Below are 21,923 nucleotides of genomic sequence, written 5' to 3' on the forward strand. Positions count from 1 at the left end.
CTTTTTATTTACTCTTTGATGATTCTCAATATGAAACAAAATTTATAAAATACATGAAACAAATCTTACTGGGGTTGTTATTATGCCTAACCACCTTTGCGAATGCTCAATATACAATTAGAGGAAAAGTAACCTCAAAAAACAATGGAACTCCCATTCCTTTTGTTAACGTAACTATCAAAAACACCACGAAAGGAACGGTTACAGATAATAGCGGCAATTACTCTTTAAAAATAAAGAGCAAAAACGATATACTAATTTTTTCTTCTATAGGCTATAAAACAGCAGAAATTAAAGTTGGGAATCAAAAGAGTATATCTATTTATTTGCAAGAAGAAAATACAGGGTTAGACGAAATAATTATTACTGCTTTAAATAAAAAAAGAGAGTCTAAAGAGCTAGGATATGCTATTCAAAGCATCCAACAGAAAGATATTTCAGAAGTTAAATCGGTAAATTTTTTAGATAATTTATCAGGAAAATTAGCGGGTATTAACATTACCAGTGGTGGGGCTACTGGCGTTGGCTCATCTTCAAAAATCGTTATACGAGGCGAACAATCTTTCACCAATAACAATCCACTTTTTATTGTAGACGGTACCCCCATAAACAATAATACTATTTTTAATAATACTAATGAGGCAGCTGCAGGTTTTCAAGAAGCTGATTTTGGTAACGGTGCTATGGAAGTTAACACCGATGATATTGCCTCTGTTTCTGTATTAAAAGGAGCTAGTGCTGCTGCTTTATATGGTACTAGAGCTTCTAATGGAGTTATTATCATCAACACAAAAAAAGGAAGCAATGCTTTTCAAATGAGTGTTAATTCTTCTTTATTTATTGACACAGCTTTCCAACTTCCTCAGTTTCAAAACGAATACGGACAAGGAAATTCTGGACGTTTTGAATTTGTTAATGGGTTAGGTGGAGGAACTAACGACAATATTTCCTACAGTTGGGGACCAAGATTAAACCAAGGTACTTTAATTCCTCAATTTGACAGTCCAGTATCTCTACCCGATGGGACTACCGTTAGAGGAGGTGATACTGCTTTGTACAATGGATTTCCTATCACCCCCACTCCATTTATAGCACACCCTAACAACTTAATAAATTTTTATAAAACAGGTATTACAGCGATTAATAACATTGCCATAGCATCGGGATTTAACAAAGGGAATTATCGTTTGTCATTGACCGATGTTAACAGTGAATCAATTATACCAGGTGTTAATTTACATCGTAAAACAATTGCTACTAATTTGCAATTCATCCCTTCAAAAAACACTACCATTACTTCGCATGTTAATTATGTAAATAGCAATAGTGATAACAGACCTTCTAATGGATACGGATCTGAAAACGTAAATTATTCATTAGTAGCTTGGGGGCCTCGATCGTTAAACATTAACAGTTTAAAAAATTATTGGCAACCAGGATTGGAGGGTAAACAACAATATTCGTTCAACTATACTTTTTTTGACAACCCATATTTCATATTACACGAAAATAGAAATGAATTTAACAGAGACCGTGTTTTTGGTAATATTTCAGCAAAACAACAAATTACCAATAACCTAAACCTAACACTAAGAACAGGAATGGATTACTCTAGTGAAAACAGGCGTTTTTTAAGAAACTTTAGTTCCAATCGGTTTAGGAATGGTGCATATGCTGAACACAAAGTAACCTATAGAGAAATTAACACCGATTTTTTAATTAATTATACCCCTAAAGTTAATAATATTACTCTTGACATTTCCTTAGGAGGAAATCGTCTTGATCAAAAAGCTAGTACACAACAAACACAAACTACACAATTAGCACAACCCGGTATTTTTAGCTTTAACAACGCTGCTTCTCCCATTGAAACTTTTAATTTTTTATCAGAAAAAAGAATCAACAGTTTATATGGCTTAATAAAATTAGGGTATAAAAATATTTTCTTTTTAGACATTACAGGTAGAAATGATTGGTCTAGCGCGCTTGCTACTCCAATTACCACCACTAATACTTCTTTCTTTTATCCTTCGGTTTCTACCAGCGTCATTTTAAGCAAATTATTTCCCCTTCCTACAACGGTTTCATTTGCAAAAGTTCGTGCAAGCATTGCTCAGGTTGGTAACGACACCAATCCATATCAAACTTCAAGAACCTTTATCCCCACAACAAATGTACATGCACAACCCGCATTTACAAGTCAAGATTTTATTGCCAATCCTAACTTACGCCCAGAAAAAACAACTTCTTTTGAAATAGGGGCTGATCTTCGTTTTTTTAATGATCGCTTAACTTTTGATATTACTTATTACAACGCACTTACCAAAGATCAAATTTTATCACTTCCAATTCCTATTTCATCAGGTTTTAAACAACAAGTAGTTAATGGCGGAAAAGTACGTTCTGAAGGGGTAGAACTTGTTATAAATGCCACTCCTTTTAAAACCAATAACTTCAAATGGAATACTACTGTGAACTTTAGTAAAAATGTTGCCACCATTGAATCGTTACCTCAAAACAGTGGACGAATTACATTGGCGTATTCAAGAGTATACAACAATCCAGATCAAACAGTTTGGTTTCAAGTAGAAGAAGGCGGACGCATCGGTGATTTTTACGGAACTGGTTACTTAAAAAATGAAAAAGGTGATTTTGTCTTAACATCAGAAGGAAATTTTATTGCAGACCCTACACTTAAAAAACTAGGAAATTACAATCCTGACTTTACAATGGGACTCAACAATAGTTTTTCGTACAAAAACTGGAATTTAAACTTCCTTTTTGATTGGCGACAAGGGGGAGAATTAGTTTCAAGAACCTTAGCTTTAGCAGGAGTTGCTGGTCAGTTAAAAGAAACAACTTACCGACCAACATCGGGTATTATTCCACAAGGGGTTGTAAATACTGGTACTCCAGAAAACCCAATATACACCCCAAATACAACTGCAATAACTCCCGAAAGTTATTACAGACAATTTTACGACAGAAATCATGAAGAAAACAATGTCTATGACGCCTCTTATTTAAAGTTACGACAATTTGCCTTCAGTTATACCTTCAATTTAAAAAACAATGCCTTTGGTTTCGTTAAAAATGGAGCTGATGTAACTCTTTCTTTTATAGGTAAAAATGTATTTGCAATTAGTAACATTCCTCATTTTGATCCAGAGCAACTAGCAGTGCAAGGAAATAGAATTGTTAGTGGTGTCGAAGATATGTCGTATGCTACCACCAAAAGCTTCGGATTTAAACTAGGTGTAAACTTCTAAAAAACAATATCATGAAAAATTACATATCTCTCTTCCTATTAGCACTTATAACAAGTTGTACTAGTGATTTTGAAAAAATAAATACAAACCCTAACTTTCCTGTTGATGTAGAACCCAGTTTATTATTTCGTAAAGTTATTTACAATTATGGAGAGGCAATGTCGTATGAAGGTTTTGTTGCAGGTAATTTATTAAGTCAACAACTTACTGCTTTAGATTTTAATTTATTTGATCGTCATGCTTTAAAATCACCACAATTAGGAGGGAATCCATGGCCTGTATTTTACACTAATTTAAGGGACAATGAAATTATCCTAAACAAAGCCAAAAATAATCCAACATTTAAAGTGTATGAAGGCCCTGCTTTAATTTTTAAGGCATATATGGCTATGGCTTTGACAGATCTTTTTGGAGATGTTCCCTATAGTGATGCTTTTAATGGAGATAACAAAACTGTTACTCCCAAATACGACACACAAGAAGCTATTTACTTAGCAGATGGAGGTATTTTAGATAGTTTAAAAAAGGGAATAATAGCAATTAAAAATTACACGGGTAATTTACCGCTAACAGGCGATGTTTTATACAACGGAAATCTAGATAGCTGGATTTTATTTGCCAACTCATTACGAATAAAAGCACTCATCCGTATTTCATCAAAACAAGATACAAGAAAAGAACTTCAAGAAATTGTAACCGATGGCAACTACATTGCCAACAATGCTCAAAATGCTGTTTTTAATTTTACAGACGGAGAGCCTAATAACTTTAGAATGGCGCGTTTACGAGTAGGAGATTTTAACAACTTTGTAATGTCTAAAACTATTGAAGAAATTTTAAAAGAGCTAAATGACCCTAGAATTCAAACTTTTTTTAGACCTTCCAGTACTCCTCCCAACAATTACAACGGGTTAATTAACGGAATAGATGCTTCAAAAACCACTATTTCATTGGGAAATTATTCATTAGCTGGCTTCATTTTTAGAGAACATTCCGGAAATTTGCAAGCCAATTATATGACCGCTTGGGAAACTAATTTTTTATTAGCAGAAGCAGCTCATAAAGGTCTTATTACCCACGATGCCAAATTACTATACGAATTAGCTACCGAACAAGCCTTTAGTTACTGGAACACCAACATACCTAATGATTACCTTACAACAACTGCTAGTTTTGACGACGCAAAAGCCCTTGAGCAAATTATTACACAAAAATGGATTGCTAATATTATTAACGGCTATGAAGGGTGGATAGAATATCGTAGAACTGGGTTTCCTAATCTGAACCCTATTTCAGCAAGTTTAAATAACAATTTAATTCCTGTAAGAATGCCCTATCCTGCAGAAGAAGCCTCTTTAAATAAGATAAATTACGAATTAGCTGCTCAAGCTACTAATGGTAATAGTATTAATTTTGGTGTTTGGTGGAATAACTAAAGTAAGAAATTAAAATTTTCTCAGAACATGTACAACCAATGAAAGAAATAATATACATTTGGCAATGGGGTTTGCTACTTAGTACCAGCTTAGTATTTTTAATATTAGCACCTTTTGCCCAAACCAATCAAACTTTCTTTAAAGCTACACACAATAAAAAAGCACCTAATACATTATTACTCACAGGTAGCTTAGTCATCTCTTGGATTTTTGCTAAAAGTATTACCAATGCCGCTAATTTAGGCTTACAGTTTGGACTTGTAGGAGGGGTTGCGTATGCACTGTATTACCTTTCGTTTGCCGTTGCTGGAATAATTATATATCAACTACGTACCAAAGGAGGTTTTAAAAGCATTCATGACTTTTTAGGTATTCGATTTGGTAATACCGCTATTCTTGTATTTTCAATTTTAATTCTCATTAGACTATTTAACGAAGTTTGGTCAAACACCATGGTTATTGGTTCTTATTTTGGAGCTGTAGGTAGCTCTTCATACTACACTTCTATTGTGGTTTTTACACTTTTAACCTTGACTTACGCTTTAAAAGGAGGTTTGAGTAGTAGTATTTTTACCGATGCAATTCAAATGTTATTTTTCTCTGTACTTTTGGCAATTATTCTTTGGAATATTTACTCTACTAAAGGTATAAATTACGAAACCGTTTCAAATTCTGGTAAGTGGACGATGGCTTTAGGAGGGAACTTAGCTATCGCTGCTTTTTTACAATCGTTTAGCTATCCTTTTCACGACCCAGTGTTAACCGATCGTGGTTTTATAAGTAATCCGAAAACAACCCTAAAAAGCTTTCTTTGGGCTACTGTTATTGGGTTTTTATGTATTGTTTTATTTAGTTTTGTAGGTATCTTTGGAAAAATCAATGGCCTTAATGGTCAAGCAGCTGTTGCTTTTAGTAAAACCTTAGGTGTTGGAATGTTATTAGTTGTTAATTTTATTATGATTACCTCAGCTGCATCTACCTTAGATTCTACATTTTCATCAACAGCTAAGCTTTTTGCTATTGATTTAAACATTAACCCCTCTGTTTCATTTGGTAGAATAATAATGCTACTCATTGCTATTATAGGAACTCTTCCTGTGTTCTTAAACGCTTCAATTTTATCAGCAACCACTATTAGCGGTACTATGGTTATTGGACTAGCTCCAGTTTTTATATTATGGAAGTTAAAACCTCCTAAAATTAGTTACTACTTATCTGTAGGCACTGGTATTATCATTGGATTTTTATTAGTTTTTGATGCCTTTCCTTCTTTGTTAATTTTTACTTCTGGCAAGTATGCCAATTTACTTTGGAGCAATGTTTGGGGAAGTATTCTTTGTTTTACTCTTTATTTAATTCCGTTATGGATACAAAAACAACATACATAAATACCGTTAAAGGAAAAGTACTTTTGTTTGGGGGTATTTACAGTAATCTACAAGCTTTAGAAGCTTTAATTAAAGTCGCTGAAAAGGAAAATATAGCACCTGAAAACTGTTTTTGCACAGGTGATATTGTTGGCTATTGTGCACAACCAGAAGAAACAGTACAAACCTTTATAAACTGGGGAGCACATAGTATTATTGGAAATGTAGAACAACAGTTACGAAATAGAGAGGTTAATTGTGGTTGTGATTTTACAGAAGGTTCTCGTTGTGATGTTTTTTCAAAAGCGTGGTATCCTTTTGCTCAAAACCAACTTTCGGAAGCTTCAATTAATTGGATGCAAACCCTACCCAATTATATCTCTTTTACTTATGCAAATAAAAAGATTTTCATGGTACATGGTTCATACCATTATATTTCTGAATTTATTTTTAAATCTACTCCATGGAAAAATAAAATTTCATCATTCAATGAAACTAATTGCGATGTAATTGTTGCTGGACATTCCGGACTTCCTTTTACAGATGAAAAAGACTCGCTTCTTTGGTTAAACCCAGGAGTTATTGGCATGCCTGCTAACAATGCAAAACCACATGTTTGGTATGCCATTTTAAATGACACTAATGGTTTTTCATACTCTTTTCATACTCTTTCTTATAATTATAAAAAAGCAAATACATTAATGACTGAACAACAGCTACCTCCTGCTTATGCACAAACATTACTTACAGGTTTTTGGGACAATATGGAAATTTTGCCCCAAGAAGAACGACTATGGAAAGGACGAGATTTATTTAAAATTATAAATCATTAATTCATTATTTTTATTGCTGAAATTTATAGCTCCTATGGAAAGATACCTAGAAATCGTAAAAAACTCCTACACTGGTTATTGGAACTACTTAAAACAATCTGTTTTGTTTGAAATTCAATGGGAAAATTATTTTTATGGTTTAATTATAATTTCTCTTATTGTTTGGGGATTAGAAATTATCTTTCCTTGGCGCAAAAACCAACCTTTATTTCGTAAAGATTTTTGGCTAGATACTTTTTACATGTTTTTCAATTTCTTTTTACTAAACCTCATCGTTCTTATTGCCTTATCAAATACAGCAGAGCAGTTTTTTAATGATATTTTAGGTTTGGTTGGATTATCGGTTGCTAATTTTCAATTATTCGACATCAACACATTTCCTTATTGGGCGAGACTCTTAGTATTTTTTATTAGTATTGATTTTGTACAGTGGTTCACTCATACATTATTACATCGATATGAATTTTTATGGAACTTTCATAAAGTGCACCATTCCGTAAAACAAATGGGGTTTGCTGCCCACTTACGTTACCATTGGATGGAACCCGTAGTATATAACTCTATGAAGTATATTCCGCTTGCTATTATGGGCGGATTTACAGCACAAGACGTTGCTATTGTTCATTTTTTCAACATTACTATTGGTCATCTTAATCATGCCAATATTAACTGGGATTACGGTTGGTTAAAATATATTCTGAACAATCCAAAAATGCATATTTGGCATCATGCAAAAGAGCTTCCTGAAGGCAGAAAAATGGGAGTAAACTTTGGAATTACGCTAAGCATATGGGATTACATTTTTAAAACTGACTACATTCCTTACAATGGGCGTGATATTGAATTAGGTTTTGACGGGGATGAAAAATTCCCTAAAGACTTTATTCACCAAGAAATATATCCAATAGGAAAAAAATAACATTTTAAGTCTTTTTTAACCTATTACTTAATACTTTCAATTAGCTGTTTTGCTGCCAATTTGTATCTTTAGCTTTTTAAAAATAAACAGATGAAGTATATAAAAATTCTATTCTTATTTATTGTCGTTCAAGTTACTGCACAGCAAGGAGGTATGTGGATTCCTTCTCTTTTAGAAGGAATGAATGAACAAGAAATGACCTCTTTAGGAAGTAAACTTACCGCTAAAGACATTTATGATGTAAATAACTCAAGTTTAAAAGATGCTATTGGGCATTTTAACGGAGGTTGTACTAGCGAAGTGATTTCTCCTGAAGGATTAATTTTAACCAATCACCACTGTGGTTTTGGGCAAATTCAATCACACTCTTCTTTAGAAAATGATTACCTAAAAGATGGTTTTTGGGCGATGAATAAAAAAGAAGAATTACCTAATAAAGGGCTATATGTTGAATTTATTGTTCGTATTGATGATGTAACTACCAAAGCATTGAATGGGGTTACTGATACTATGACTGAACGTGAAAAACAATCGACTATTGATAAAAACATCAACGAAATTCAAAAAACAGTACAAAAAGAAACATGGCAAGGTGTTAAAATAAAGCCATTTTACAAAGGCAATCAATATTTCTTATTTGTTACAGAAAAATTTGAAGACGTTCGTTTAGTAGGTGCACCACCAAGTAGTATTGGAAAATTTGGTAGTGATACCGATAACTGGGTTTTCCCTCGTCATACAGGAGATTTTTCATTATTCAGAATTTATGCTGATAAAAACAATCGTCCTGCTAAATACAGCAAAGACAACGTTCCTTACAAACCAAAGCACTTTTTACCAGTTTCTTTAGATGGAATTGAAGAAGGTGATTTTACTATGGTTTTTGGTTTCCCAGGTCGTACTAATGAATATTTACCCGCTGTTGCTATTAAACATATTACACAAGAGTTTAATCCGAGTAACATTGCTATTCGTGAAGCTGCATTAAAAGAAATTGATGCACAAATGAAAGCTAGTGATGCTGTTCGTATTAAATATGCTTCAAAACAAGCACGTATTGCAAATGCTTGGAAAAAATGGATTGGTGAAAACCTAGGAATTAAAAAGAGTAATGCTATCGCAGAGCGTCAAGCTTTTGAAGCTACTTTCAAAAAAGCATTAAAAGAAAAAGGATTAGAAAAAACCTACGGAAATATTCTTCCTGAGTTTGAAAAATTATATATAGACTTTGCTGATATTAATATTAAAAGAAGAAACTTTATTGAAGTTTTCTTAGTTACCAACGAGTTGATGCAAATGACTTTTAGAGCGTATCAGTTAGAACAAGTAGCTTTAAATAAACCTAAAAAGTTTGAAGAAGCTAGAACTTCTTTGGTAAATCGAATTAAAGGAATTCATAAAAACTTTGATGTAAATGTTGATAAAGGAGTGTTTAAAAATGTAATGCCTTTATACAATCCTACTAATGTAGATGCTTCTATTTATGACAAAACAAATTTTACTGATTTAAATAAAGCTTTACAATTATTAGAAGGAGACGCTAAAAAGGTGGTAAAAAACTTAAACAAAGATGCTGCTTACCAATATGCTAAGCCTATGATTGAAGAGTTTTACACAAAAATAAATCCTGAGTTTCAACAGAAAAACCAGCCAATTACAGCGTTACAAAAAACATACATGAAAGCATTAATGGAAGCATTACCAAATACACGCTATTTTCCTGATGCTAACAGCACTTTACGTGTTACTTACGGTCAAGTTCGTGGATACTCTCCTAGAGATGCTGTATACTACAATCCTGTAAGTTATTTAGATGGTGTTATTGAAAAATACGTTCCTGGTGATTATGAATTTGATGTACCTCAAAAGTTACGCGATTTATACGACGCTAAAGATTTTGGACAATACACTGATAAAAACGGAAAAGTTCCTGTTTGTTTCTTAGGAACCAATCATACCACAGGTGGTAACTCTGGTAGTCCTGCTATTGATGCACACGGAAACTTAATTGGATTAAACTTCGACCGTGTATGGGAAGGAACGATGAGTGATATGAATTACGACCCTGAAATTTGTAGAAATATTATGGTTGATGTTCGCTATGTATTATTTATTGTAGATAAATATGCAGGAGCAAAACACTTAATTGAAGAAATGAAGTTAGTACACCCAAAGAAAAAATAAAACGTTTTTCTACATAAGAATAGCTTAAAAAGCGAGGTTTGTATTTCACAACCTCGTTTTTTTTTATGCAAATAAACAACTCATTCGAGATTAAACTCTAGGCTATCTGTGATTAAAAATATTGACCTATACCAAACACAAATCCTTTTGATCCATTCTTTGTAAGCCCATGCCCATAATCAATTCTAAAAATTGCATTGAATATTTTTTTATTAATGAAACGTAAACCTATACCTGAATAAACTTTCATATTATCACTATTGATAAAATCATCAAAACTTCCTCCTGGATTACGCCATGTTCCAGCGTCTACAAACACATTACTTTGAATAACAAACCATTTTTTTTCATACAGCGTATGCCTATATTCGGTATTCCAAACAATACTTCCAGTACCTCGATCAACTAAAATACCAACTCCTCGTAAATTCAAATTATTATCTAAAGCAAATGGAGCAAATGGAGTATCATCATTAGATGACAAACCAAAACGCAATCTGTTTGCCCAATTTCCTTTTTCACCTATTCTTTTAAAGTAAAAAAAGTCATTCCAAAAAATTAAAAAATCATTCTGATATTCATTTTCAGAAGTTACATATTGTCCATGAAACTCATTTTTTATTCCGTTAATGTATTGATAATTATAATCTAGATTATCAAAAACATAAATTAGCTTCAGTAGCTTTTTATCTACATTTAACTCAGTAGGAACATCCGATGAAGTACTTCCTCTTAAATAATTATACTTTTCCTCAAAAAAATTAATTCCAAATTGAAACTGATTTTTAAAATTGTGTTGGTATAAAGCCAAAGCTTCATAAGAGATATTCTGATACTTATAATTGGCTGATTCACTACCAAAATAAAGTGGTTCTTCACTCGTCCAGTTTTGATGACTTAATGACACTCCCCATTTTGCTGAAAATAACGTAGGAGCCCTAAAGTTAATTCCATAAGAATCAAAACCATTGTATTGGTAAAACGCACCTAAGGTCATGTTCCTTCCCAAAAAGTTATACTCACCCACTCCTATTCTGTAGGCTAATTTTTGATTGATCGTTTTGTGAAAATTAACTTCTGGAATTATTGTAAAGTTCTCTTCTACAGTTACAACAACATTACATTTACCCTCAGAACATGATGCTTTAAAATACGCATTAGAAATTGCTGGTAAGCGCTTCAAACGAATCATATCTTCTTTTAATACCATTGAATCAAGCACTTTATTTTCTTTTGATTTCAGTATTTTCTTTAAAACATGTGCTTTCGTTTTTTTAGCTCCTGAAAAAGTAATTTTTTCTATACTTTTTTCTTGTGAATAACAGTTTACAGACAACCAAAATGTTGCAAGAATTATTGTCTTCAAGAAAAATAGATACTTATTTTTATATTTTTCATTTACTATTTTCATACATCTTTTTTATAGTCAATTCTGCTGGTTTGTTTTGAGGTGTAAACCTATTGTTATCTTCCCCTCCAACTTCTTTATGATTATGAAACCATTTCCAAACAAAACCACCAGCAAACCAATCTTCTTTCCAAAATTGATTATACAAAGCTTGTAATGCTTTTTGTTGGTTTTCTAAATTGATATCTCCTTCTATTCTATCTGATTTCCATGGCTCTTTTCCAGTAAAATTTACACTTCTGTACCCATACTCGGTAAATAAAACAGGCTTATTAAACTTACTTTGAACCTGAATAATTTCATTTTTGTGAGGTTGCCAACCTTTTTCAAAATCTTTAAGAGTTGGGGATTTTTGATCACTTAACGGAAAATAAGCATCAATTCCTATAAAGTCTAAATCCTCCCAAAAGTCTACTCGCTTAAATTCGTCCCAATTTGCTGCATAGGTCAATTTTCCAGAGTATACCTTTCTAATTTTTTTAATGAGTTTTTTCCAGTATTCTGGTCTGTTTATTACAAACTGCTCCAATTCTGTTCCAATACAAAAAATTTCTGCATTAATTTCTTCTGCTACTTTGGCAAAAACGAGGATAAAATCTTCATACGATTGTTCTAACTCTCTCCATTCATCTTCAGATTTCATTTTTATAGTTCCTGTATACACCCCATTCCAAACCCAAATTTGTGGTTTCAACATAATCTTTATTTTACTTTGTTGAAACTCTTTGGCATATTGTTTTACACCTTCTTTTGTCTCTCCAAACCATTGCTTTTTGGAGTCATAAATTACATTTGGAGAAGACAAGCTTTTAACAAAAGCAAAAGGCATCAACGTTACATAATTTGCTGATACCTTTTTTACATCATTAATATGTTTACTTGTTATCTTCTTTGAAGAAGCAACAAAACTAACACCGTTTATCTTTTTTGATTGGCTCGTACAAGAGCTTACCAAAAAAACACAACTTATTATAAAAAGGAGTTTTAGAGTTTTCATTACTCCTCTAATTTACTATTTTTAAAATAATGCCCTTAATCCTACATTAAAACTTTGTCCTAGCCCATTGTTGTTTCCTCTAACAAAGTTACTGTACAAAACCTCCAAGTTTAAAACACTGGTTAATTGATATTTTCCTCCCAAACCTAAAGCTGTATAATCTTGTGTAAAATCTCCAAATCTTTGTGAATGTTGAGAAAACACTAATACGGTAGACTTTTCGTTGGGAAAATAACTAAAGAAAACACCAGGAGTTAACAAAAAAGTATTGTTCGCAAAGCTATCCTCATCACCAAAATTGTACTCCGTATTTAACTCTGTAAATAACTGCCATTTTCCACTAGAAAAAGTATAATCGTAAAAAAATCGATTCTGAAAAGTCCACGCTGTTTGGTCTAAAAAGACACCATTTTCTGTTTCATTACTCACCAAAGGAATATGTATTGCTGATTGAACGGAAAAATTTCCTACATTTTTTAATGGTTGAAACTTAATAGCTGGTGCAATTGATGTAATTCCTTTTCTTTCAGAGTTTGGATTATCTTCTAAACTAAATACTGATAATGCTTGACGTCCTCCAATTGTGTTGGAACGAAACTCTACAATTGCTCCTACGTTAATACGGTTATTTTTAGAAATTCCAGTGAAAGCTTCCAACGTTGAAGTAAAGTAATTCTCTCTTGCTTTCGATTTGGTATTACCATCTGCATCGGCAAATTTTGTTTCTGTATATAGGTTATTAAACCATTTAATATCCCACTGACCATTATTTAAAAGCTTAGATGGTGTATATGTTTGAATATTTGATTTTTCTGCTTTATCATCTTGAGCATTTGAAAGTTGCACTACAAAAAACAGTAAAACTGTAAGGCTTACTAATTGTCGTTTCATAAGGTTAATTTTTTATATAGATCTTAAGTCGCTTAAAAAAAACTTCTCTTACAAAGCCCTTTTATTTAAAATCATTCTAAATTCAATTCCTTTATTAAGTTCTTAACTTTAGCAACGACCTAAACAGCAAATCAACATTTATGGAGCACGTTGTTATTATTGGTAATGGAATTTCTGGAGTTACAGCCGCAAGGCATATCAGAAAATTATCAGACAAAAAAATCACCCTTATTTCTTCTGAAACTGATGAGTTCTTTTCAAGAACAGCTTTAATGTATGTGTACATGGGACACATGAAATTTGAACATACACAACCTTACGAATCTTGGTTTTGGAAAAAAAACAGAATCAATCTCAAAAAAGGTTTTGTTTCAAAAGTACATTCATCAGAAAAAGAAATAGCCTTTAGCACTGGAGAAAAACTGTCTTACGATAAGTTAATTATAGCCACTGGCTCTAAACCTAACAAGTTTGGTTGGCCTGGACAAAACTTAAAAGGTGTTATGGGAATGTATCATAAACAAGATTTAGAGGCTCTTGAACAATATGCTCCAAACAACAAAGTATGTAAAAGAGCTGTTATTGTTGGTGGAGGTTTAATTGGAATTGAACTTGCCGAAATGCTTCATAGCAGAAATATCCCTGTTACCTTTTTAGTTCGTGAAAATAGTTTTTGGGACAAAGTGTTACCCAAGGGAGAATCTGCCATGATAAATCGTGAAATTATAGAAAATCATATCGATTTACGCTTAGGTGTAAACCTAAAAGAAATAAAATCAGATAAAAACGGGCAAGTTACATCTGTAATTGTTGAAGAGACTGGTGAAGAAATACCGTGTAATGTTGTTGGTTTGACTGCTGGTGTTTCTCCTAATATTGACTTTTTAAAAGGCTCTGAAATTGAACTTGGTAGAGGAATTAAAGTCAATCGTTTTTTAGAAACCAATATCAAAGATGTGTATGCAATTGGAGATTGTGCAGAACAACATGAAGCAATTGGTTTACGTCGTCCTATTGAAGCTGTTTGGTACACTGGTAGAATGATGGGAGAAACTGTTGCACAAACTATTTGTGGCAATCGAATTCAATACAAACCAGGGCACTGGTTTAACTCAGCAAAATTTATTGATATTGAATACCAAACTTATGGTTGGGTATGGCCGCAACCTAAAGCAAATGAAGCTCATTTTTACTGGGAGCACGAAAGTGGTAAAAAATGTATTCGAATTAACTATGATAAAAACACGCAAGAATTCCTTGGTATAAATACATTAGGGATACGAATGCGTCATGAGTTTTTTGACAAAATTTTGAATAAAAAGCAGTCTGTAACTTATACTTTAGAACATTTAGCAGATGCAAACTTCGACCCAGAATTCTATAAACTTCACGAATCAGAAATTGTAGCAAAATTCAACAAAGAAAACAACACCAATATTCAATTAAAAAAGAAAAGCTGGAAACGAATTTTCAGCAGAGTTTAGGATGAAAATAATAAAACAAACAGGTCTACTTCTATTCTTAATAGGGTTAATCATTTTTTCAGGAGTAATTTTTACGGGTTCTTTTAATTTAAATCAATCAGAACTAGATTCATTTATTACTGAAAAAGGATATAAAAGTGAAATCATAAAAGAGAAACTCAGTAAAGCTATTGTTACCGATGAAAGCTTTAATATTTTTGAATTTTCTAGTCGGGTTAGAAATGCTTATGAAGCATCTAACAATCATTATAATACTCTAATTGCTAAATACGACGCTGAAAAAAATTGGGATAAAAAAGGTGAACAATACCAATATTTAATTTATGGGAAACCCCATACCTTAAGTTATGAGTTAGCTAAAAAAGCTGGAAATGGTTTTGTTAGAAACAACTCAAGTTTGCTATGGTTACTCACTTTTGGTTTAGGTATTTTGGGAGCACTGTTATTTATACTTCCTAATTTTATTTTACTTGGTCCAAAAGGAATAAAGAACAATGGTATTTATTTAGAAGCTAGTACAAACCGAGGATGGATAGCTTGGTTAGTTTTAATTTACTTAGTTGTTTTTTACTTGTTGCTTTATTTTTTTCCTGATTATGTGGTTAACTGGACTTTTATATTAGATCCTATCAGCAAATTTTTAAACGGTGGCGAAGCAAGTCAGTGGTTCGTATATGGTTTTTTATACTGTGTAATTATGCTTACAATGGGAGTAAGAATGTATATAAAATACAGACATAACAAATACCAAGTTATAAGGACAACTTCTGTTTTATTTTTTCAGATTGTATTTGCCTTCCTTATTCCAGAAATCATGACCAGTTTAAATATGCCTGGGTATGATTTTAAAAATGCTTTTCCGTTAGACTATGATTTCTTTTTTGAATGGAATTTAGATAGTTTAAGAAATAGCGGAGCTATTGGTTTATTTATTTTAGTTTGGGGTATTGTGCTTACGCTTATCATTGTTCCTGTAATGGTATATTTCTTTGGAAAAAGATGGTATTGCTCTTGGGTTTGTGGTTGTGGTGGTTTAGCTGAAACTTTAGGTGATCCATACCGTCAGCATTCTAACAAAAGTATGAATGCATGGAAACTAGAGCGCTGGTTAATACATAGTGTTTTGGTATTTTCGTTAATAATGACCGTTGTAACGTTATACTGTTACTTTACTGGAGCTCAATCTTTCCTAGGAATCAACTCTCAATGGATTAAAGATACTTACAGCTTTTTAATAGGAGCTTGGTTTGCAGGAGTTATTGGTACCGGGTTTTATCCAATTTTTGGAAACCGTGTTTGGTGTCGTTTCGGTTGTCCGTTAGCCGCTTATTTAGGAATTGTACAACGTTTTAAATCTCGATTTAGAATTACTACCAATGGCGGACAATGTATTTCTTGTGGAAATTGTTCTACATATTGTGAACAAGGTATTGATGTACGTGCATATGCCCAAAAAGGAGAAAATATAGTGCGTGCAAGTTGTGTTGGTTGTGGTATTTGTTCGGCAGTATGCCCTAGAGGAGTATTGAAGTTGGAAAATGGTCCGGAAAAAGGACGTATCAACCCAACAGAGGTTTTATTAGGTAACGATGTTGATTTAATGAAATTGGTAAATGAAAAATAATGTTTTCATACTATGCTTTTTTATTACTTTCTCTTTAGTTGGGCAAAAAACATATCATAAATCATTTTATGAAGAAGGAACATTAAAAGAAGAAGGCTGGCTTGAAAATAATAAAAAAACCGATTATTGGATTTTTTATTACAAAAATGGAAACATTAAAAAAGAAGGAAGTTTTAAAAATAACCTTCCTGTTAAGTATTGGCATTTTTATTATGAAAACTCTTTTAAAAAAAAGGAAGGACATTTTATTAATGGATTACCAAACAAATGGTGGGTCTTTTACAATAATAAAGGAGGTATTTATCAAAAATGTCAAATCAAAAACAATAAAAAAAACGGTTACTGTTTATTATACAAAAAACATAAGGTAACAAAAGCTATAAAGTTTAAAGAAGGACTAAAGCTAAAAGAATGGAATAATTTGTCTTCTTTTGCAAAAGAAAACAATCTCAACGACTTAAAATAATTAATGAATCCACTTATAAAAGTTATCATCCCCGCATATAACGAACAAGATTCCATTGCCCATGTAATCAATGACATTCCTTCCATAGTAGACGAGGTAATTGTTATTAGTAACAATTCAACAGATAATACTGAAACCATTGCTAAAAACGCAGGAGCAACAGTACTTTCTGAAAATAGAAAAGGTTACGGATATGCTTGTTTGAAAGGGATGGAATATATTTCTATTAAAAACGAAAAGCCAGATATCGTTGTTTTTTTAGACGGAGATTATTCTGATTATCCTGAACAACTTACTGAGCTTGTTGCTCCAATAATGAATGATAACATTGATTTTGTAATTGGTGCTCGTGTACAACGACTACGTGAAAAGGGCTCTATGACTCCTCAACAAGTTTTTGGTAATTGGCTAGCAACTACTTTAATGAAGTTGTTTTTTGGTGCAAAATTCACTGATTTAGGCCCTTTCAGAGCAATAAAATATGATAAACTACTAGCTTTAAACATGAAAGACAAAACGTATGGTTGGACAGTAGAAATGCAATTAAAGGCTTTGAAACAAAAATTAACTTATACAGAAATTCCTATGAAATATAGAAATAGAATTGGCGTTTCAAAGGTTTCAGGAACTGTAAAAGGTAGTATATTAGCCGGCATAAAAATTTTAGGTTGGATCTTTAAATATAGCTTTAAATAATGGTTTTAGAATATATAATAATTACGCTATACACTATATCATTAGTACTTATATTGTTATACGCTATAGCTCAGTTAAACCTGCTTATCAACTATTTGAAAGCTCAGAAAAAAAAGGAAAGCACACCCAAATTAGATTTATCTGACATTAACAAAGTTCCGTATGTAACAATACAGCTACCTGTTTATAATGAGCTATATGTAATGGAGCGTTTATTACACAACATTGCTCAATTAGAATATCCACGCGAAAAGTTAGAAATTCAAGTATTAGATGATTCTACCGATGAATCAATTGAGAGCACAGCTAAACAAATTAAAGAGCTTCAAAAAACAGGTTTAGACATTCAACATATTAGACGTGAAAACCGTCAAGGATTTAAGGCTGGCGCCCTAAAGGAAGGACTTAAAACGGCCAAAGGTGAGTTTATTGCTATTTTTGACGCCGATTTCTTACCTAAGGAAAATTGGTTATTGGAAACCGTTCCGTATTTTAAAGATCCTGAAATAGGGGTAGTTCAAACTCGTTGGGGACATATTAATAGAAATTATTCAACTTTAACAAAAATTCAAGCGTTTGCTTTAGATGCTCATTTTACGTTAGAACAAGTAGGCAGAAATAGCCAAGGACATTTTATTAATTTTAATGGTACTGCAGGTATTTGGCGTAAAGAGTGTATTTACGATGCTGGAAACTGGGAGGGAGATACTTTAACAGAAGACTTAGATTTAAGCTACCGTGCACAATTAAAGAATTGGAAATTCAAATATTTAGAAAATGTTGTTACTCCTGCTGAATTACCTGTAGTTATTAGCGCTGCTCGTTCGCAACAATTTAGATGGAACAAAGGAGGAGCAGAGAATTTTCAAAAAATGTTGAAGAGAATTATTACAAGTTCTACTATTCCCTTTAAAACAAAACTTCATGGAACGCTACACTTACTAAATAGTTCAATGTTTACTTGTATCTTTTTAGTAGCTGTTTTAAGTATACCTATGTTGTATATTAAAAATGAATATGCTCATTTAAAAATTTATTTTATAGTCATGAGCTTTTTTATTGTAAGCACCTTTATTTTCTTTATCTGCTACTGGTTTATGTATAAAAGGACTTACGGAGGAGGTTTCTGGAATTTTATCAAATATATTGGCGCCTTTTTCGCTTTTTTCTCTATTGCCATGGGCTTCTCTTTACACAATACAATTGCTGTTTTAGAAGGTCATTTAGGTAAAAAAAGTGAATTTGTAAGAACCCCTAAATTCAATATTAAGTCGTTAAAAGATAGTTGGAAAAACAATAAATATATTCGTAAAAGACCCTCTTTACATGTAATCATAGAAGGTTTATTAGCTTTATACTTTGCTTTTGGTATGTATAGTGCTTTTACTGTTGGTGATCAGGGTGGAGACTTTGGTTTGTTTCCTTTTCATTTAATGTTATTTGTTGGTTTTGGATATGTCTTTTTTAAATCGATTTTCTCAAAAGCTTAAATGTCTTTTTTTAAAAAATATAGCTCAATTATACTAACCTTTGTTAGTGTTCTTCTTTATTTTTTATTTGCTTATACAATTGAACGTACCGAATTTAACAAGTTACTTTTTCTCTGGATTAGCCTATTTACTTGTTATTTTGCTCTTTTACGAGATAAAGAATTATCGTTTGCTCATTTAGCTGGAATTTCGGTCTTATTTCGATTGGTTTTCTTTTTTTCTATTCCTAATCTATCTCAAGATTTCTATCGTTTTATTTGGGATGGACGTATGATTTTAGAAGGAATAAATCCTTATTTATCATTACCTCAAACATTTATTGAGCAGCATAACTACCCTATTAACCAAGCTAAGGATTTGTATGAAGGAATGGGAGCCTTAAATGGTAGTCATTACACCAACTATCCTCCAGTTAATCAACTTTGCTTTTTAATAGCCGCCTTGTTTGCTAAAAACAGCATTATTTGGAGCGTTATTGTAATGCGAACACTTATTATCTTGGCTGATGTTGGTATTTTATACTTTGGTAAAAAGCTTTTAGAAAGATTACAATTACCCGTTAAAAACATTTTTCTATATGTTTTAAACCCATTTATTATAATTGAACTTACTGGAAACTTACATTTTGAACCTGTTATGTTATTCTTTCTGGTTTGGAGTATTTATACACTACATAAACAGAAGTGGTTTTTAGCAGCTATACTAATGGCTTGTTCAGTTTCTGTAAAACTCATTCCTTTACTCTTTTTACCTTTATTTTTTCAATGGTTTGTAAAAAATGATTTTTCACTCCTTAAAGGATTACAAAAATTAGCATTTTTTTACGGAACTGTAGTTCTAACAATTGTGTTACTTTTTCTTCCTTTCTATTCTCCAGAGTTAATTTCAAACTATACTAACTCTGTTGGTTTATGGTTTAGAAGCTTTGAGTTTAATGCTAGTTTTTACTATTTAGCTAGAGAAATTGGTTATCAATTTAGAGGCTATAATGAGATTGCCATTATTGGTAAAATAATACCTATTCTTACCGTTTGCTTTTTATTAATTCTTACTTTTTTCAAAAAGAACAAGTCAACAAAACAATTAATTCTAAGTATGCTATTTGCTTTGTCGTTCTACTATTTTTCAACAACAACAATGCATCCTTGGTATATAGCAACGCTTTTAATTTTATCTGTATTTACTCAATATCGTTATGCTATTTTGTGGAGTTTAGTTATTATTCTAAGTTATCAGGCATATGCTAATTCTCCATGGAAAGAAAATCTTTGGTTAATTACTTTAGAATACATTATTCTATACAGTTACTTTATTTGGGAAGTTTTTATAAAAAGAAAACCCACTCAAAATTGAGTGGGAAAAATTGCTATGAAAAAGAAAAAGAAAGTGGTTTAAAAACCACTGTTCAAATATAAATAAGATTTTTCTTTTCACAAATATTTTTTTTAAGTTTTTTCACTTTTTTTAAACTTTAACTTAAAGTTTTCTTAACTCATTGTTTTTCAAGATATATTTATCTCCACTTTCTGAGCAAGTAGCCAAACCTTCATCATCAAAATTTAACCGATGTCCGTACTCACTAATCCACCCTATTTGTTTTGATGGGTTTCCTACAACTAACGCATAAGGTTTAACTTCTTTAGTTACCACTGCTCCTGCTCCTATAAAAGCGTATTCTCCAATATTGTTACCGCATACAATTGTTGCATTTGCTCCTATACTCGCTCCTTTTTTAACAATTGTTTCTAAATACTGATCTTGTCTTTTTATGGCGCTACGTGGATTAATTACATTGGTAAAAACCATAGAGGGTCCTAAAAAGACATCATCTTCGCATCTAACACCCGTATATATAGAAACATTATTTTGAACCTTTACATTATTCCCTAAAACAACCTGAGGCGACACTACTACGTTTTGTCCAATATTACAATTATTACCAATGTTACAATTAGGCATAATATGGCTAAAGTGCCATATTTTAGTTCCTTCTCCAATTATGCAACCATCATCAATAACTGCTGTCTCATGTGCAAAAAACATTTTATCTGTATCCATATATAACAAAAATAAAAAAACTCAACCAGTTGGCTGAGTTTTTACTTTTTATTCCACTCTAAAAGTAATTGGTAGCGTATATTTTACTTTTACTTCTTTATTATTCTGTTTTCCTGGAGTAAATTTTGGAATTTTATTTACTACTCTGTTTGTTTCCTTTTTTAATTTAGTATGTGGTGCCCTAATTTGAATATCCGTAACATTACCTAACTTATCAATAACAAACTGTGTCAATATTTTATATTTACCAGAATTTAATTCTACATCTTGCGCCAATTCAGAATTAAAATTACGTTGTATATGCTGTTGTATTTTTCTTTCAAAACATTTTATGTTTTCTTCTTCTGAGAGTCCTTCACAACCTTTAAAAACCGGAGTGTTTTGGACATTCTTAATTGAAATTGGATCATCACTATCTTCTATAGTTTCAGTTTCTTTTAACTCTGGAATTTGATTTAAATCAATAGGTGCTTCATCTACAGGTAAATCTATTACAGTGGTATTTTCTGTATTATTATCTACTACTTCGGGTTTAAATATTTCTTTAATTACACGCTTCTTCTTTGGTTTTACAATTTCTTTTACTCTGCTTCTTATAATAACAGGGGTATCAAAAGTGTAAACTTTCTCATAATCTTGTACATTAGTAGGTTCAACTACCGCTGTATCTTTAACTGTTTCGTGCTCTAAAACAAGAAAAACGACAAACAAAGTTAGCACTAAGCCTAATTGTGTAAAAATAGTTGAAAATTTTTCTAATTGCTTTTTAGCATGCTTCTTAGGTGTTTTCATAGTATTTGT

The 21,923-nt window shown here is 32.0% G+C and carries 17 protein-coding genes; 12 read left to right on the forward strand and 5 right to left on the reverse strand.

Annotated elements, in window-relative coordinates; genetic code table 11:
• Window positions 1–53: 53 nt before the first annotated feature.
• The 6 genes from MHM83_RS01545 to MHM83_RS01570 all read left to right on the forward strand — a co-directional run bounded on the left by MHM83_RS01545 (window position 54) and on the right by MHM83_RS01570 (window position 10,008).
• Window positions 54–3,269 carry a SusC/RagA family TonB-linked outer membrane protein gene (locus tag MHM83_RS01545; RefSeq protein WP_239178210.1) on the forward strand — a complete coding sequence of 1,072 codons (3,216 nt, stop codon included), beginning with the start codon at window positions 54–56 and terminating at the stop codon, window positions 3,267–3,269.
• Window positions 3,270–3,280: 11 nt separating this feature from the next.
• A complete protein-coding gene (locus tag MHM83_RS01550) occupies window positions 3,281–4,705 on the forward strand; it encodes a SusD/RagB family nutrient-binding outer membrane lipoprotein (protein WP_173358943.1) in 1,425 nt (474 codons plus the stop codon).
• 38 nt (window positions 4,706–4,743) lie between these two features.
• On the forward strand, window positions 4,744–6,093 hold the full coding sequence (locus MHM83_RS01555; protein ID WP_159611001.1) for a sodium:solute symporter family transporter: 1,350 nt from the start codon (window positions 4,744–4,746) through the stop codon (window positions 6,091–6,093).
• Entirely contained in the window at window positions 6,069–6,905 is an 837-nt protein-coding gene (locus MHM83_RS01560) for a metallophosphoesterase family protein (protein ID WP_159611003.1), read from the forward strand. Before MHM83_RS01555 ends, MHM83_RS01560 begins: the two co-directional genes overlap by 25 nt.
• A gap of 34 nt (window positions 6,906–6,939) precedes the next feature.
• Window positions 6,940–7,824, forward strand: coding sequence for a sterol desaturase family protein (locus tag MHM83_RS01565; RefSeq protein ID WP_167712784.1), 885 nt, complete (start codon window positions 6,940–6,942; stop codon window positions 7,822–7,824).
• 90 nt (window positions 7,825–7,914) lie between these two features.
• Entirely contained in the window at window positions 7,915–10,008 is a 2,094-nt protein-coding gene (locus tag MHM83_RS01570; RefSeq protein WP_073182248.1) for a S46 family peptidase, read from the forward strand.
• 112 nt (window positions 10,009–10,120) lie between these two features.
• Here MHM83_RS01570 and MHM83_RS01575 read toward each other — a convergent pair whose 3' ends face one another.
• From MHM83_RS01575 to MHM83_RS01585, 3 genes are read right to left on the reverse strand one after another with little or no spacing between them, the layout of a single operon-like run.
• On the reverse strand, window positions 10,121–11,419 hold the full coding sequence (locus MHM83_RS01575) for a POTRA domain-containing protein (protein ID WP_083574778.1): 1,299 nt from the start codon (window positions 11,417–11,419) through the stop codon (window positions 10,121–10,123).
• Window positions 11,403–12,413, reverse strand: coding sequence for a glycoside hydrolase family 113 (locus tag MHM83_RS01580; protein ID WP_073182249.1), 1,011 nt, complete (start codon window positions 12,411–12,413; stop codon window positions 11,403–11,405). The genes MHM83_RS01575 and MHM83_RS01580 overlap by 17 nt, the downstream gene beginning before the upstream one ends.
• Window positions 12,414–12,434: 21 nt before the next feature.
• On the reverse strand, window positions 12,435–13,304 hold the full coding sequence (locus tag MHM83_RS01585; RefSeq protein ID WP_167712782.1) for a transporter: 870 nt from the start codon (window positions 13,302–13,304) through the stop codon (window positions 12,435–12,437).
• 140 nt (window positions 13,305–13,444) lie between these two features.
• Here MHM83_RS01585 and MHM83_RS01590 point away from each other — a divergent pair, with 140 nt between their 5' ends.
• Genes MHM83_RS01590 through MHM83_RS01615 form a run of 6 tightly spaced genes read left to right on the forward strand, consistent with a single transcriptional unit; the run spans window position 13,445 to window position 20,417 of the window.
• The gene (locus tag MHM83_RS01590; protein WP_167712781.1) at window positions 13,445–14,788 is read left to right on the forward strand and encodes an NAD(P)/FAD-dependent oxidoreductase; all 1,344 of its coding nucleotides are present in this window, start codon (window positions 13,445–13,447) and stop codon (window positions 14,786–14,788) included.
• A gap of 1 nt (window position 14,789) precedes the next feature.
• On the forward strand, window positions 14,790–16,412 hold the full coding sequence (locus MHM83_RS01595; RefSeq protein ID WP_159611011.1) for a 4Fe-4S binding protein: 1,623 nt from the start codon (window positions 14,790–14,792) through the stop codon (window positions 16,410–16,412).
• Window positions 16,402–16,878 (forward strand): toxin-antitoxin system YwqK family antitoxin, encoded by a 477-nt coding sequence (locus MHM83_RS01600; protein ID WP_047787893.1) that lies wholly within the window; start codon window positions 16,402–16,404, stop codon window positions 16,876–16,878. Before MHM83_RS01595 ends, MHM83_RS01600 begins: the two co-directional genes overlap by 11 nt.
• A gap of 3 nt (window positions 16,879–16,881) precedes the next feature.
• Window positions 16,882–17,574 carry a glycosyltransferase family 2 protein gene (locus MHM83_RS01605; protein WP_239178211.1) on the forward strand — a complete coding sequence of 231 codons (693 nt, stop codon included), beginning with the start codon at window positions 16,882–16,884 and terminating at the stop codon, window positions 17,572–17,574.
• Window positions 17,574–19,064, forward strand: coding sequence for a cellulose synthase family protein (locus MHM83_RS01610; protein WP_167712775.1), 1,491 nt, complete (start codon window positions 17,574–17,576; stop codon window positions 19,062–19,064). The genes MHM83_RS01605 and MHM83_RS01610 overlap by 1 nt, the downstream gene beginning before the upstream one ends.
• On the forward strand, window positions 19,065–20,417 hold the full coding sequence (locus MHM83_RS01615) for a mannosyltransferase (protein ID WP_239178212.1): 1,353 nt from the start codon (window positions 19,065–19,067) through the stop codon (window positions 20,415–20,417).
• Window positions 20,418–20,540: 123 nt separating this feature from the next.
• Here the strand turns inward: MHM83_RS01615 and MHM83_RS01620 are convergent, their stop codons facing one another.
• Both MHM83_RS01620 and MHM83_RS01625 read right to left on the reverse strand, forming a co-directional pair.
• Window positions 20,541–21,122, reverse strand: coding sequence for an acyltransferase (locus tag MHM83_RS01620; RefSeq protein ID WP_073182254.1), 582 nt, complete (start codon window positions 21,120–21,122; stop codon window positions 20,541–20,543).
• 48 nt (window positions 21,123–21,170) lie between these two features.
• Entirely contained in the window at window positions 21,171–21,914 is a 744-nt protein-coding gene (locus MHM83_RS01625; RefSeq protein ID WP_159611017.1) for an energy transducer TonB, read from the reverse strand.
• Between the last annotated feature and the right edge of the window lie 9 nt (window positions 21,915–21,923).

The sequence above is a fragment of the Tenacibaculum sp. Mcav3-52 genome (genome assembly GCF_022347665.1).
GTDB classification, from domain to species: domain Bacteria; phylum Bacteroidota; class Bacteroidia; order Flavobacteriales; family Flavobacteriaceae; genus Polaribacter; species Polaribacter mesophilus.

Coding starts and splice junctions, on each gene's coding strand:
- MHM83_RS01595 (WP_159611011.1), top strand. CDS start 14,790: ATGAAAATAATAAAACAAACAGGTCTACTTCTATTCTTAATAGGGTTA.
- MHM83_RS01555 (WP_159611001.1), top strand. CDS start 4,744: ATGAAAGAAATAATATACATTTGGCAATGGGGTTTGCTACTTAGTACC.
- MHM83_RS01625 (WP_159611017.1), bottom strand. CDS start 21,914: ATGAAAACACCTAAGAAGCATGCTAAAAAGCAATTAGAAAAATTTTCA.
- MHM83_RS01590 (WP_167712781.1), top strand. CDS start 13,445: ATGGAGCACGTTGTTATTATTGGTAATGGAATTTCTGGAGTTACAGCC.
- MHM83_RS01615 (WP_239178212.1), top strand. CDS start 19,065: ATGTCTTTTTTTAAAAAATATAGCTCAATTATACTAACCTTTGTTAGT.
- MHM83_RS01600 (WP_047787893.1), top strand. CDS start 16,402: ATGAAAAATAATGTTTTCATACTATGCTTTTTTATTACTTTCTCTTTA.
- MHM83_RS01620 (WP_073182254.1), bottom strand. CDS start 21,122: ATGGATACAGATAAAATGTTTTTTGCACATGAGACAGCAGTTATTGAT.
- MHM83_RS01575 (WP_083574778.1), bottom strand. CDS start 11,419: ATGAAAATAGTAAATGAAAAATATAAAAATAAGTATCTATTTTTCTTG.
- MHM83_RS01550 (WP_173358943.1), top strand. CDS start 3,281: ATGAAAAATTACATATCTCTCTTCCTATTAGCACTTATAACAAGTTGT.
- MHM83_RS01560 (WP_159611003.1), top strand. CDS start 6,069: ATGGATACAAAAACAACATACATAAATACCGTTAAAGGAAAAGTACTT.
- MHM83_RS01570 (WP_073182248.1), top strand. CDS start 7,915: ATGAAGTATATAAAAATTCTATTCTTATTTATTGTCGTTCAAGTTACT.
- MHM83_RS01580 (WP_073182249.1), bottom strand. CDS start 12,413: ATGAAAACTCTAAAACTCCTTTTTATAATAAGTTGTGTTTTTTTGGTA.
- MHM83_RS01610 (WP_167712775.1), top strand. CDS start 17,574: ATGGTTTTAGAATATATAATAATTACGCTATACACTATATCATTAGTA.
- MHM83_RS01605 (WP_239178211.1), top strand. CDS start 16,882: ATGAATCCACTTATAAAAGTTATCATCCCCGCATATAACGAACAAGAT.
- MHM83_RS01565 (WP_167712784.1), top strand. CDS start 6,940: ATGGAAAGATACCTAGAAATCGTAAAAAACTCCTACACTGGTTATTGG.
- MHM83_RS01545 (WP_239178210.1), top strand. CDS start 54: ATGAAACAAATCTTACTGGGGTTGTTATTATGCCTAACCACCTTTGCG.
- MHM83_RS01585 (WP_167712782.1), bottom strand. CDS start 13,304: ATGAAACGACAATTAGTAAGCCTTACAGTTTTACTGTTTTTTGTAGTG.